Here is a 12,628-nt window from a genome sequence, read left to right as displayed (position 1 = left end):
GACTCCCAGATGACTAATTGATTGTTGTTTCCGTCTGCAGCACTTGCCGTTCGCGCTCGCGGATGCGGCGCGACAGATTGTCGATGCGCGCATTGCCCGGATCGACGCGGCGCGCACTTTCCAGATACGTCTTGGCCGCATCGAACTTACCTTCCAGCAATGAACGTTCGGCATCGCGCAGGAATGATTGCGCCATCTCGTTGCGCATGGCCGCGCCGCTATCGACGGGCGACGTTTCCAGAGGACGGCGTTCGGCCGCCGCTGGACGTTCGACCGCGCGCGCGGGCGCCGGTTCCAGTGCTGCCGGTGCGGGGGCCGGTACAGAGACAGGCGCGGGCGCTTCGGCTACCGACAGCGCCTGCACGTCGGCCTTCAACTGCGGCAATTCCACCGCTTCGCGGTCGAGCGCCTCCAGCCTGGCGATGCCATTGCGCGCTGCCGTGGCATCCTTGCCATCGAGCGCCTGGCGCACGCCGACCAGCACGGACGCGGCTGCCGCCTGCAGGCGCGCCAGCTGCTTGCGCAAGGAATCCACGCTGGCAGCGCCGGCGCAATCGATATCGAGCCCGGCAATGCCCCTGGCGGCGCTTTGCAATTGATGGCCGTCAATAGCGCGTTCGATGCCGCGCACGCCGCGCTGGCAACTGCCAGATGCGGCGCCCGCCTTGCCGATCGCCGCCTGCAAATCGTCGGCCTTGGCACTGGACTTGCCAGTGCACACATTCTTCGCCGTCGCCAGCTTCTGGCGGGCGCCGTCCAAGCTGCCGTTCGCCACCAGTTTCAAGCCGCTGTCGATGGCGTCGTTGCACGCCGATTCACTCTTGCCGCCCGGCTTGCCATTCATATAGACGATGACGAGCGCCAGCACGGCGGCGGCGCCCAGCCAGCGCAGCCACTTGCGCGGCGGCGGCGGGACTGCCGGTGCAGGCGCCGATGGCGGCACCGGCACGGGCTTCGGCACGGCCTGCGGTTGCGCCGCTGCCGGCGTGGGAACCTGCACCGGAGGCGGTTTCGGCTGCGCTTTCGGCGCAGGCGCCGGTGTCACCGGCTGGGGCGGCGGCTTGGGCGCCACTGGCGGTGACACTTGCACAGGCACTGGCACTGGCGCGGGCACAGGCAGCGGCGGCACGGCCGCAGCGGGACGGGCCGCGCCTGCCTGCGCCTGCCCGCAGTACGGGCAATGGCTGACAACGGTCCACAGGCCCGTCTTGCATTTGTTGCAGATATCCAAAACTAATCCTTCATTCCAACGTCATTCCAGCACTCCAGCACTCAACCCAAGGGCGGCGGCATCAACGGTGGCGGCGCGCTGAGGAACAAGGGTGCCAGCTCGGGGAACTGGGCCAGTTCGGCCCAGGCCGGCAAACCGGCGCGCCACACCTTGGTGGTGCCGGGTACGACCTGCCCCGCCTGCACGTACTGCACGATCTGCTGGGCCGTGAACGGTCCCTGCTGCTGGCCGTTTATGCCCAGGAAATACTGGTATTCCACCAGGGGCGGCGGCATGCCGCCCAGCGGTGGCGGCGCCATGCCGAAGGCCGGCGCCACGCCAGCGGCCGGCGCGCTGGCCGGGCGCAGCAATTGCTCCAGGCGTCCCGCTTCCAGCATTTCCCCCTTGATCGCATATTTCAACCGGGGCTGGCCGTCCGCTTCCGGCTCGCGCACTTCCCAGTCGTAGGCGTCGCTGTCGGAGTCGCCGATGACGTTCGCCCATTCCTTCAGGCGGCCCAGCAGGGCTTGCACCGTGCGGTCGAGCTCATCGCTGGCCATGCCCTTGCGGCGCGCCGACTCGCGCAGGCGTGCGCCCACTTCGGCGGAAATGGCGCTGCCAAAGCCGACGTACGGCAGCTGCGAGCCATCGGCCTGCGCCACCAGCTTGGGCGCATACACCGTGCGTTCATAGTATTTTGCCAGCGCCGCCAGCGCCGCCGTCTGCACGGCGTCAAGCGCCGTCAATTTTTCCTCGATGCGCAGGGCGATATTTTTCTCGTACGAGGCGGGCATGCCGTTCTGGCGGATGGCCCGTTCGTTGCCGATGCGGCGCAGGTCGCCCGGTTCGACGGCAAACTGGTACTGGCCCGGCGGCACGACTCTGCCCGTGTGGCGCGTCAGCACGCCCAGCATGATCGCTTGCAGGAACTCGCCGAAATCCTCGGCCAGACGTTTCATTTCATCGGTATTCGGCGCGATCGGGTGCGTAAATTGCGTTGGATCAATATGCGTGTGGGTCGGCGCCTTGTCGTTGTCGCCTTCCTTGCGGTAACTGGTGCGCCAGCCTTCCAGGCCCCGCAGCACCGTCATCGGCACGCCGGCCAGTTCGCAATAGCAGACGGCGCGCCCGCGGATGCCCGTCTCGACGATTTCCAGCTGGCTCACCGTGATGCCCACCTGGGTCGGCACGCACGATTCGAGCTCGGCGCCGAACTTCGCCTTGAAGGCGGCCGCGTTGGCCACGCCGATCACGCACTTGAACTGGTCCGACACGACCGTGAAGTCGCCCGCCATGTTGGCGTCGATCCACGGCATGGAGCAGGCCAGCAGCTTGCGGAAGCGGTCCAGGCGTTCGGACACGTCCATCTGTTCCAATGCCTCGAACAGCGGGTCGGGCGTGCTCGTCGCCCCTTCCGCCAGGCCCGCCGTGGCGATCATGTTCTCCGCCATGCGCGTGACCTTGGCCAGGATCAAGCCCCGTTGCGCCGGTTCGGCCAACATGGGGAACAGGGCTTTCGAGCCGCCCATGTCCTTGAACGCTTCATCGGCCCACTGGCGCAAGGTGGCCGCCGAGGGCAGCGCAATGTCTTTTTCCGTGACGGGAATGACGATCAGGGTCGCGTGTTCCTTGTCCAGGTCCTTTTGCAGGATGGTATTGGCCGTTTTGAGTTCCGCCAGCATGGCCAGCACGCCTTCGCGGCCCGTTTGCAGCTCGCCCACCAGGCCATTCCACTGCGCGCGGCCTTGCGCATCGACGCCGATCCGGTTGCCCAGCCAGCGCGACAGCTCGCCCAGCAGGATGACGGACTCGTCCGCCGCCTTGGCCCGCAGATGGAATTTCAGCGCATTCGCCATTTCCGTGCGCAAATGGTCCATCACCACGCCCGCCTGCTTTTCGCCATTGCTGAGGAAGCCGAAGGTGCTGCGCGTCTGCTCCAGGTTGTTCAGCAGGCGCTCGTATTCGCGCGAGCGCACGGCTTCCTTGATTTCGCGGTAGCGCTCGGCATTCGCGCCGATCTGCGCCGTCAGGCCGCTGCCCGGCGCCTCGATGCGGTCCTTGATCTGTTCCACCAGCGACAGCACGTATTCCAGGCCGCCGAATTCTTTATTATCAAGATAACCATACAACTGGTCGCGCACGACTTTCTTGACGTCTTCCAGCACTTCGCGGCGGCGCTTGCTGATGCGGTCTTCCGTCGTGTCGGCCGTGGAATCCTGGTCGCGCACGGCGTCGCGTTCCAGGTGCTTCATGGCGTCGCGCACCTGGGCCGGCCATTCGCTGCGGTCGAAGCCCGTGCGGATATCGTTGATGCGGGTGTTGACGCGGTTTTCCACGCCGGCCAGCAAGTGGCCGTGGCGGTCTTCCAGCAATTCGTCGACGACGCGGAAATCGATGAAATCGCCGCTGGAGCGCTTCAGTTCGATGCTCTTGTCGGAAAACTCGGGGAAATCACTGAACGGCGTGCCCTTCAGGAACATATTTGCAGCAAGGAAATTATCACGCTGCGTATCCGTGGCGCGGTTGGCGCCCGCATCCGTGCCGCCCACGCCAAAGAACGCTTGCAGCATGGCGCCGGCCCAGCGGTGGGCCCGCTCGTCGCGCGCCGCTTCCTGGCGCGTATCGAGCACGGCCATGCCGAACGAGGAAAAGCGCTTCGAGAAATACAAACGCATGTCGCCGAAGCGGTCTTGCGGCACGGGCGCGTTGTACAGCGAGTTCTTGTGCTGTGCCTGGTTGACGGCGATCGAGCGCTTGGCGCGCGCGAAGTCGGCCGAGGCGAAATCCTCGAACAGCGAGTCCGCCACCATGTGGTAGACGTCGCTGACATCCTTGGTGTGCTGTTGGGCAAGATTACCCGAATCGATCAGGTAGACCTCGCTGTAGGGCTCGCGCGTCAGTTCCGGGCGGTCATAGGCATCCCAGCGGCCCACATAGCCCTTGTTGCCCATCATGGCCGATTCCAGCTCCATCAGCGCCGCATAGCCGTTGGCCTCGACCCGGTCCTTGTTGGCCTTGGTGTAGCCCGTCGGCAAGAACAGCATCAGTTCCACGTCGGCCGCGCCCACTTCGCTGCGCGCCAGCCAGCGCGCCAGCAAGCCCATGTCGAGGAAGGAACCGGACCCCGTGCCGCCCGCCACGGAACCGACGATGACGATGCGGAAACGGTTCGTTTCCATGCGCAAACCCAGTTCGGCCAGCTGGCGCTCGTGCGACAGGCCGGCCTTCAGCGCTTTCAGCTTCAAGCGGATCTTGTCGCGGATCTTCGCATACTTGTCGAAGAAATACAGGCGCGACACGGCGCGGATCTGCCCGGCGCCGCTGCTCATGTCAAAACGCAACTCGCGGATGCGCTGCGGCGTCAGCGGCAGCCATTCCTTGATGTGCGGATATTTCTCCAGAGAATCTTCATCACGGCTGTACTTGTCCATGTCGAACGATTCGACCACCTTGTCATCGTCCGTGAACTTCACCTGGTCGAACTGCAAGTCCTTCGCCTGCGACTCGCCGCTTTCGATCACGGCGCCATTATCGAGGTCGAAATGGATGAATTGCGCGATGGGAAAGTCGGCCAGCCCCTCGATGCGCGTGCGGTTGCCCGTGCCGCCCCACAGGGTGTTGAGGATGCGCCGGCGCACGCGCATCAGCACCTGCATGCCCGTGCCGCCGATGCCGATGAACAGGGTCGGGCGCAGTTCGATGATCTTGTCCTGCTTGCGCTCGCTGGCGCCGCCGGTGATGGTTTGGTTCAGGTTCTCTGCCATGGTGATTCCTTCGATGATGCGTGCAACGGCGTATTCTTAGCGGCGGCTGGAGGTGAACGTCAACAGCAACGCTACCAGGCCCACCAGCACCAGCGGTCCCATGAACAATGGCGCGAGGAATTTATGCGCGTTCACGGCGGCCAGCACGACGCCCGTCGCCAGGCTGGCCAGGAAGATGAACAGCCACCAGCCCGAGGCATTGGCCTTGTTCGGCGGCACGCGCTTGGCCACCAGGCCATTCGCATACGCATTCTTGGCAAAGAAAAAGGCGATGAACAGCAGCAACAGCACCACGCCGCCGACCAGCGTGTCGCGCGACGAGGTATCGGTCGTGCTGGCAGGATCGAGCGCGGGTGCGGCTTCGGTCGTTGCGGTGGTGGCCGATGCTGGTGCGCCCGGCGCATCGGCTGCCGGCGGCGCGGATGCGGGGGCCGGCAAGGTAAAGCCTGCGTTGTCTTTGGGAGTCTCTTGCGCCATGGTATGCCTCTGGTGGATTTGAATAGTTTAAAAGGAAATCGTTATCAGGCCAGGCTCAGGGTATGGCCTTCGGCCACACGGACGACGGCCGGCTTGCCCAGGCCACGCTTGAGTTCGCCAATATCGCGGCCCTCATCATCGCGGATCTGCACGCTTTTGAACGGTTTTAACAACACTTGCCGCTGCACGCCGTCGGCCATCACCTTGTAGCGCGTGGCGCGCGTGCCAAGCAAACCCAGCGCCAGCAAGCCCAGCACCAGCGCCAGCACGCCGCCGAGGATCACCAGCACGGGCAGCAGCGGATACTGGATGCGCACCAGCAGCGGGATCGTCGCCTGCGACGCGCGCACGCTGTCGGGCGGCGTGAACATGCCGGAGATCGGGTCACCGGGGAACAGTTCCTGCAAATCCTTGCCAAAACTGGACGCCAGCTCCAGCCGCTGTTGCGACAGGCCCACCTGCGCCTGCATCGGCAGCATCACTTGCTTGCCCATGGCGGCGATCGCCTGCGCCGACCACGGCGATGGAATCTGCGCCATCGGCAACGCGAACTGTACCTGCACGGACTGGCTGGCGCCCGGCTGCAGCTGGTGGATTTGATCTGGCGCAACGTGCAGCGGCGCGTTCTGGCCCGCCAGGCTGGCGTGCACCTTGGCGCTGTCGATCACGTACGGGAAAAACATGTTTTGCAGCGACGCCTGCAGCACCACTTGCGGCACCAGGTTCGCCGCATCGACGTCGAGCACGATGGTGCGCCCGTCGCGGCCCAGGCTGGCATGCACGTTGGCGCTGTTCTTGACGGACTGGGGCACGATGCGCACGGCATCCTGGTCCACCGGTTTCAGCCGCGCGGGCGGGCGCGTCAGCACTTGCGACAGCCGCCCCTCGGCCAGGATGCGGGTCAACGCCTCGGACGCGGGCTGGCCATACGCGAGCGCATACACCATCAAGCCCTTGGCGCTGTACAGCTTGCCCTGCACGGGCATGCGCAGCGGAAACACCACCGTCTTGGTGATCGACGGTTCCAGATGCAGCAGGCGGTAAAAATCGCGGTTGCGTTCGGCCGTCTGGCTGTCGTTGTTCGGGCTGTTCTTGTTATTCGTAAAAATCCACACGATGCCGGACGCGGACTGGAACGGCCCCGTGATGGTCTTGGTCACGGCTTCCTGGAAATCCGTGTCGGCCAGCGCGCCGCCGGCGCTCTTGCGCGCCAGGCCCAGATTGGCCAGCTGGCCCGCCACGCCGGCGCCGCCCTGCCCTTGCCCGATCAGCGCTGGCGACACATTGCTGCCGCTGCTCTGGCTGAAGGCCAAGGTGTAGACCTTGTCGGACGGACTCGTGGCAGCCTGCGCCACGGCGCCCACGAGGGCTTTCAGCTGCGAATGTTCATCCGTGTAGAACGGCTCCATCCAGCCCGAATTCTGCACCAGAAAGGCTTGCTGGATGCCGGCCGCGTGCGCGGCGGCGGCGCTGAAAAACGCGGCGCAAGCCACGGTCAGTAAGCGCGCCTTCATGCCTGCAAGGCCCAGCCATCGATGCGCGACAGCAGCGGGTGGTACGCCCACAGCGTGCCTTCATGGACAAACAGGCGCAAGCGCCACGGCTCGCTGACGGCAAAGGTGTGGAACACCGTTTCGCGCAACTCGTCGTCCTGCACCAGCTGGGCAGCCAGGCGCTCGCTCGAACGCAGCACGCTGGACAGGCCGGCGCTGGTGGCGAACTTGACGCCAAACACGCTGTTGCCGCCGCCCGATTCCAGCAGCGGCATGACGGCCTGGTTCTTGCCACCATCGTCGCCGTGTTCCGGCTCTTCCCACGGCGCCGTTTTCAGCTTGGCGGCGAAGCGGTAATTGAAGCTGCCCGAGCACAGGCGCGGCGCCAGCGCGTCGGCCCGTTCGGATTGCGCGCCCAGTTTCACGTAGACATAGGTGCCGCGGCTACGCTCGAAGCACAGCTGCCACAGGCCGCCGTCGCGCGATACATACGGGCTGCCGAATTCGAAATGCGGCACCAGCCCTTCGGGCCAAGGGGTAAATGAAGCGGCCACGTTGCCGTCCGGCTGCAGCTGCAAGCGCAGCTGGCCATTGGCGCAGGGCCACACGGCCATGCGGTTGTAGGCCACGGGCGCGCTGACGACTCCCAGTTCGGCCACGCCGTCGAGCAGCACGTCGCTGCCCGGCTTTTGCGCCGCATCAAGGTTGACGAAGCGGATACGGCCATCGTCGTCGCGCAGCGGTGCCCACAGGCGGTTCTGGAACCAGACGGGCGCGGCAACGCACGGCGCGCCGCCCACGTGCTCGACCACATAGCTCAGCGATGGCACGTCGGGACGGATGCAGGCCAGGCCATGGCTGGTCGGCAAGACCAGCACGCTATTGAACTCCGGCACCAGCTCGGCGCGCCAGGCGCCGTGGGCCAGGTCCGATTCGGCCAGCAAGCCGCCATACTCGGGGTCCAGCGCCAGCCAGCGTTTCGAGGCGGGCAGCCAGGCGTGCAGGACGGCCTTGTGCGGGTCGAGCGCCAGCAGCGCGGGCGCGCTGGTGCCGAACCGGGCGGAAAAGAATTCGTATTCGCCCGGCGGCGGCATGGGCAGCGAGGCATCGGCTTGCGCATGCTCGTCGCGCGCGCGCTGGTCGGCCAGCTTCAGCGGTACGCTGGCCTGGCGCAAGCCTGCCGGGCCGGCCGGCGGCACGTCGCTAACGGGGTGTGCGCCGAAAGGAGGAACCCAAGGCGGCACCCCGGACGGCGTGGCGGCCGCCTCGGGCGGCACTTGCAAGGCCGCGCCCGAGGCGGGATCGAACGCAAATTCGGGCGGAAACTGCCGCACGGGCGCACCGGCGGCCGCGGGCAGGCGCCGCGCGAGCATCAGCTTGCCGATATCGGCCTGGCTCAACAAGGGCGAGACGTTCTGGCCGTCCGCGCTGCGCTGCATGGTCCAGGCCCCTGCGTCATCAACGTACCAGGCGCCGGAGGGCAGTGGCCAATCCCCAGAAGTTTTATGATCCATGTATTTTCTATGACAAGCAATGCATATCAGACGGTGTAACGTGCTGGGGCTGTCGAAACGAAGTCGCAGCCCTGGCAGTTCTCATAGTAACGTCTTTTTATCTGTATGGAAACATTGACGACGCTCCTCAGCCCTGCTGCGCCCGCACTTTCGTCAACAGCTTGGTGGTCGAGCGGTCGTGCGCGAAATCGATGGCCACGGCCTGGCCGCCGTACGCCAGCACGGCGCGCCCTTCGGGGATGGCCGCCATGTCGTAGTCGCCGCCCTTGGCATAGATTTCCGGTTCAACCTCCTGCACCACTTCCAGGGCGCTGTCGTCCGAGAATGGCACGACCAGGCTCACCGCTTCCAGCGCGGCCAGCACGGCCATGCGGTCTTCGCAGCTGTTCAGGGGACGGTCGTCGCCCTTGCCCAGACGTTTCACCGAAGCATCAGTATTCACGGCAACGATCAGCGAGGCGCCCAGCGCGCGCGCTTGCGCCAAATACGTCACGTGGCCGCGGTGCAAAATGTCGAACACGCCGTTCGTCACCACCACCGGTTTCGGCAGGGCTGCGGCGCGGGCGCGCAGTTCGTCACGGCCGCACAGTTTGTTTTCAAAATCAGGCATGGATATCTCTTGTTGGGTTAAATATGGTCACGCTCAGGCGTGGCTATCGCCTTGGATGCCAGCGGCATCGCGGCGCCAGGCATCGATCAAGGTCACAATAGCCGGTTCCAGGCTCTCTTCGGCGATGCGATCTTGCCGGTAATAAATCATCAGCGCATATACGCCGGCCAGGCGGCTGACGGATGGCGACAGCGCATATTCATTGCCGCGCGCCGGTTGCCTGGCACGCCAGTAATTGATCGCCGCTTCCAGCGACTGTATGTGCACATCCATCGCCCTCTCCCTCCGCCACCCGCTCCCGCATTATAGGGGGCGATCCGCTACAATACGCCATCGGCGCCACAGTTTCACGTTTGCGCCACCTTTCATTCATTGCAAGTAAGTACTTCCTGTGTTTCAATCAACCTATGACACTGACTGAACTGAAATATATCGTTGCAGTCGCGCGAGCGAAGCACTTCGGCCACGCCGCCGAAGCCTGTTTCGTTGCCCAGCCCACCCTGTCAGTGGCCATCAAGAAACTCGAAGACGAATTGGGCGTGGTCCTGTTCGAACGGGGCGGCGCGGAAATCTCCGTCACGCCCCTGGGCGCGCAGATCATCGCGCAAGCCGAGCGTGTGCTGGAACAGACGGCCGCCATCAAGGAACTCGCCAAGCAGAACAAGGACCCGCTGGCCGGCCCCCTGCGCCTGGGCGTGATCTATACGATCGGCCCCTACCTGCTGCCGCCCCTGGTCAAGGCCATGATAGACCAGGTACCGCAGATGCCCTTGATCTTGCAGGAGAATTTCACGGTTCGCCTGCTCGAATTGCTGCGCCAGGGCGAACTGGACGTGGCCATCATGGCGCTGCCCCTGCCCGATCACGGCATGGCCATGCAGGAACTGTATGACGAACCGTTCGTCGTGGCCATGCCACGCCAGCATCCGTGGACGGCGCGTGAAAAAATCGCCGCGCAGGACCTGAAATCGGAAACCATGCTGCTGCTGGGCAATGGCCACTGCTTCCGCGACCAGGTGCTGGAAGTGTGCCCCGAAATGGCGCGCTTTTCCTCGCCCGGCAACGGCATGCAGCGCACGTTCGAAGGTTCCTCTCTGGAAACCATCCGCCACATGGTGGCCAGCGGCATCGGCCTGACGGTCTTGCCGCGCGCCTCGGTGGCGAATATGCACGCCACCGACGGCATGCTCGAGTACCGCCCCTTCGCCGCCCCCGTGCCGTCGCGCCGGGTGGTGATGCTGTGGCGCAAGAGTTTTACGCGCAAGGCGGCCATCGACGCCCTGTGCGCGGCCATCGCCAGCTGCAACTTGCCGGGCATCACCCCTTTATGTGACGACGAAGACTAGTGTCCAGGCGTCAAATAGTACATTTGCGTACTATTTGCGATAATCGACCTTTCTCTTCAACAAGATCGAGTCTTCCATGAACAAGCTGGCGCTGTATTTCCGCCTGATACGGCTGGACAAGCCTATCGGTACCGTATTGCTGCTGTGGCCTACCCTGTGTGCGCTGTGGCTGGCGCAGCAGGGCGTGCCGGACTGGCGGCTGCTGCTCATCTTTACCCTCGGCACCTTCCTGATGCGCTCGGCAGGCTGCGCCATCAACGACTACGCCGACCAGGATATCGACAAGTTCGTCAAGCGCACGGCGGACCGCCCCATCACCAGCGGACGCATCAGCGGCAAGGAAGCGCTGGCCGTGGCCGGCGTGCTGACCCTGCTGGCCTTTTGCCTGATCCTGCCCTTGAATGCGCTGACCAGGCAACTGTCCGTGGCGGCCGTCATCATCGCCGGCACCTATCCCTACTTCAAGCGCTTCTTTGCGATTCCGCAAGCCTATCTGGGCATCGCCTTCGGCTTCGGCATTCCCATGGGCTTTGCCGCCATCACGGATTCCGTGCCCGTCGTCGCCTGGCTGCTGCTGCTGGGAAATGTCTTCTGGGCCGTGGCCTACGATACGGAATACGCGATGGTCGACCGCGACGACGACTTGAAAATCGGCATCAAGACCTCGGCCATCACCTTTGGCCGCTACGACGTGGCCATCGTCATGCTGTGCTATGCCGTTTTCCTGCTGCTGTGGCTGGCATGCGGCTGGTATCTGGGCTTGCGTTACTGGTTCGTCGCAGGCTTGCTGGTGGCAGCCGGCTGCGCCGTTTATCACTACACCCTGATCCGCGCACACGAGCGTATGCCGTGTTTTGCGGCATTCCGGCATAATAACTGGCTAGGAGCAGCGGTGTTTGCGGGCGTGGTACTGGACTTTGCTTTCCGTTAATCAATGATCCTTGCGCCGCGGCAGCCCTTGAGGCGGCGCAACACAAGCCTGGCCGCAGCTGCCTACACTGGTATTTCACTGTGCAGTTTCACTTCCATGAGGTAATACATGAGCTCGATACATACCGGAAAATCCAGCAGCGACAGCATCCTCGCCGACGCCGACAAGGCCCGCGACAAACTGGTCGGCGACCTGAAAAACGTCATCAATGAAGCGGAAGGCTGGCTCGATGGCGCCAAGGATCAGACGGGCGAGAATGTCAAAGCCGTCAAGGACAAGTTCATCGCCACCCTGGAAACGGCCAAGAAAGACTTGATCAAGCTGGAAGAAGACTTGCTCGAACGCACCAAGAAAGCGGCCAAGGCCACCGACGAATACGTGCAGGACAATCCATGGAAAGCTGTCGGTGCGGGCGCCGTCGTGGGCGTGCTGTTCGGCCTGCTGCTTTCCTCGTCACGCCGCTAGCAGTACCGGCGGCGCTGGCCGCCTCCCCTGACGCGAAAGGCAGCATATGGCTATCATGCACCATGTCGCCCAAGTCGCAGCGACCCTCGCCGCCATCGTCCAGACCCGTCTGGCCCTGGCGGCCGTGGAAATGGAAGAAGAGTCGCTGCGATTCCTGTCCTATCTGGCGCTGGCCATGCTGGCGCTGCTGTGCCTGTTCGTCGGCCTGGTCTTGATCGTGTTCCTCGTCATCGTGCTGTTCTGGGATACGCACCGCATCGCCGCCATCGCCATCACGGCCGCCGTCTTCATCGTCGCCGCCGTCGCCACCCTGCTGGGCGTGCGCGCCAGTTTCCGCAGCAAGCCGAAACTGCTGTCCTTCACGCTTACCGAACTGAACAAAGACCTGGACGAGCTGCAACTGCTGGCCCGCCGGGGATCGGAGCGCCCATGACCACGCATCCCACCAAGTTGTCGCATGTGCACACGGCCGCCAGCCTGGCGCAGCGGCGCGACGCACTGCTGGCCGAATGCGCGCTGCAGCGCCTGGCCCTGAGCGTGCAGACGCGCCAGCTGCTGGAACCTTTGACGGGCGGCAATCTGCGCCACACCGTGGCCACGCGCTTTAAAATTCCCCTGATGGTGGGCGGCGCCGTGCTGGGCTTGCTGCTCGTGCGACCGCGCCGCTTCCTGTCGCTGCTGCGGGCCAGCGGCGCGCTGCTCAAGCACGCCACCACCGCCATGCCCGTCGTGCTGGCGCTGGCGCGGCGCTTCAGCAAAAAAGAAACGCCGCCATAGAATATTTTTTCTTGGCTGCATCCAAATGGCTAGCCCCTGCG

General features: G+C 64.4%; 12 protein-coding genes. 5 read left to right on the top strand and 7 right to left on the bottom strand.

Going from position 1 to position 12,628, the window contains the following annotated elements:
• Window positions 1–13: 13 nt before the first annotated feature.
• The 7 genes from AC1RJW_RS25605 to AC1RJW_RS25575 form a co-directional block, all read right to left on the bottom strand.
• Entirely contained in the window at window positions 14–1,231 is a 1,218-nt protein-coding gene (locus AC1RJW_RS25605; protein ID WP_493047418.1) for a hypothetical protein, read from the bottom strand.
• Window positions 1,232–1,272: 41 nt separating this feature from the next.
• Window positions 1,273–4,974, bottom strand: a complete 3,702-nt coding sequence (locus AC1RJW_RS25600; protein WP_493047417.1) for a tubulin-like doman-containing protein — start codon at window positions 4,972–4,974, stop codon at window positions 1,273–1,275.
• A 36-nt stretch (window positions 4,975–5,010) separates the two neighbouring features.
• On the bottom strand, window positions 5,011–5,451 hold the full coding sequence (locus tag AC1RJW_RS25595; protein ID WP_493047416.1) for a hypothetical protein: 441 nt from the start codon (window positions 5,449–5,451) through the stop codon (window positions 5,011–5,013).
• Window positions 5,452–5,495: 44 nt separating this feature from the next.
• Entirely contained in the window at window positions 5,496–6,965 is a 1,470-nt protein-coding gene (locus AC1RJW_RS25590; RefSeq protein ID WP_493047415.1) for a hypothetical protein, read from the bottom strand.
• Complete coding sequence (locus tag AC1RJW_RS25585; RefSeq protein ID WP_493047414.1) at window positions 6,962–8,383, bottom strand: hypothetical protein; 1,422 nt, start codon at window positions 8,381–8,383, stop codon at window positions 6,962–6,964. The genes AC1RJW_RS25590 and AC1RJW_RS25585 overlap by 4 nt, the downstream gene beginning before the upstream one ends.
• A gap of 202 nt (window positions 8,384–8,585) precedes the next feature.
• On the bottom strand, window positions 8,586–9,068 hold the full coding sequence (locus tag AC1RJW_RS25580; RefSeq protein WP_493047413.1) for an adenylyltransferase/cytidyltransferase family protein: 483 nt from the start codon (window positions 9,066–9,068) through the stop codon (window positions 8,586–8,588).
• Between the two features lie 33 nt (window positions 9,069–9,101).
• Window positions 9,102–9,341: a DUF3717 domain-containing protein gene (locus AC1RJW_RS25575; protein WP_493047412.1), complete on the bottom strand. Its 240-nt coding sequence runs from the start codon at window positions 9,339–9,341 to the stop codon at window positions 9,102–9,104.
• A gap of 134 nt (window positions 9,342–9,475) precedes the next feature.
• Between AC1RJW_RS25575 and AC1RJW_RS25570 the strand changes: the two genes are divergently transcribed.
• From AC1RJW_RS25570 to AC1RJW_RS25550, 5 genes are all read left to right on the top strand, one after another.
• The gene (locus AC1RJW_RS25570) at window positions 9,476–10,414 is read left to right on the top strand and encodes a hydrogen peroxide-inducible genes activator (RefSeq protein WP_493047411.1); all 939 of its coding nucleotides are present in this window, start codon (window positions 9,476–9,478) and stop codon (window positions 10,412–10,414) included.
• A 76-nt stretch (window positions 10,415–10,490) separates the two neighbouring features.
• A complete protein-coding gene (gene ubiA / locus AC1RJW_RS25565) occupies window positions 10,491–11,345 on the top strand; it encodes a 4-hydroxybenzoate octaprenyltransferase (RefSeq protein ID WP_493047410.1) in 855 nt (284 codons plus the stop codon).
• Between the two features lie 108 nt (window positions 11,346–11,453).
• Window positions 11,454–11,810: an ElaB/YgaM/YqjD family protein gene (locus AC1RJW_RS25560; RefSeq protein WP_099409807.1), complete on the top strand. Its 357-nt coding sequence runs from the start codon at window positions 11,454–11,456 to the stop codon at window positions 11,808–11,810.
• 55 nt (window positions 11,811–11,865) lie between these two features.
• The gene (locus AC1RJW_RS25555) at window positions 11,866–12,243 is read left to right on the top strand and encodes a phage holin family protein (protein WP_493047409.1); all 378 of its coding nucleotides are present in this window, start codon (window positions 11,866–11,868) and stop codon (window positions 12,241–12,243) included.
• Window positions 12,240–12,587, top strand: a complete 348-nt coding sequence (locus tag AC1RJW_RS25550; RefSeq protein ID WP_493047408.1) for a hypothetical protein — start codon at window positions 12,240–12,242, stop codon at window positions 12,585–12,587. The genes AC1RJW_RS25555 and AC1RJW_RS25550 overlap by 4 nt, the downstream gene beginning before the upstream one ends.
• Window positions 12,588–12,628: the final 41 nt, after the last annotated feature.

The organism is Janthinobacterium sp. GW822-FHT07A03 (assembly GCF_058798815.1).
The sequence above is the reverse complement of the archived record's forward strand: the minus strand, read 5'-3'. Positions and strand labels throughout refer to the sequence as shown.

Excerpts from the sequence above, each read along its gene's own strand:
- AC1RJW_RS25600 (WP_493047417.1), bottom strand. The coding sequence starts at position 4,974 with ATGGCAGAGAACCTGAACCAAACCATCACCGGCGGCGCCAGCGAGCGC.
- AC1RJW_RS25595 (WP_493047416.1), bottom strand. The coding sequence starts at position 5,451 with ATGGCGCAAGAGACTCCCAAAGACAACGCAGGCTTTACCTTGCCGGCC.
- AC1RJW_RS25590 (WP_493047415.1), bottom strand. The coding sequence starts at position 6,965 with ATGAAGGCGCGCTTACTGACCGTGGCTTGCGCCGCGTTTTTCAGCGCC.
- AC1RJW_RS25585 (WP_493047414.1), bottom strand. The coding sequence starts at position 8,383 with ATGCAGCGCAGCGCGGACGGCCAGAACGTCTCGCCCTTGTTGAGCCAG.
- AC1RJW_RS25580 (WP_493047413.1), bottom strand. The coding sequence starts at position 9,068 with ATGCCTGATTTTGAAAACAAACTGTGCGGCCGTGACGAACTGCGCGCC.
- AC1RJW_RS25575 (WP_493047412.1), bottom strand. The coding sequence starts at position 9,341 with ATGGATGTGCACATACAGTCGCTGGAAGCGGCGATCAATTACTGGCGT.
- AC1RJW_RS25570 (WP_493047411.1), top strand. The coding sequence starts at position 9,476 with ATGACACTGACTGAACTGAAATATATCGTTGCAGTCGCGCGAGCGAAG.
- ubiA (WP_493047410.1), top strand. The coding sequence starts at position 10,491 with ATGAACAAGCTGGCGCTGTATTTCCGCCTGATACGGCTGGACAAGCCT.
- AC1RJW_RS25560 (WP_099409807.1), top strand. The coding sequence starts at position 11,454 with ATGAGCTCGATACATACCGGAAAATCCAGCAGCGACAGCATCCTCGCC.
- AC1RJW_RS25555 (WP_493047409.1), top strand. The coding sequence starts at position 11,866 with ATGCACCATGTCGCCCAAGTCGCAGCGACCCTCGCCGCCATCGTCCAG.
- AC1RJW_RS25550 (WP_493047408.1), top strand. The coding sequence starts at position 12,240 with ATGACCACGCATCCCACCAAGTTGTCGCATGTGCACACGGCCGCCAGC.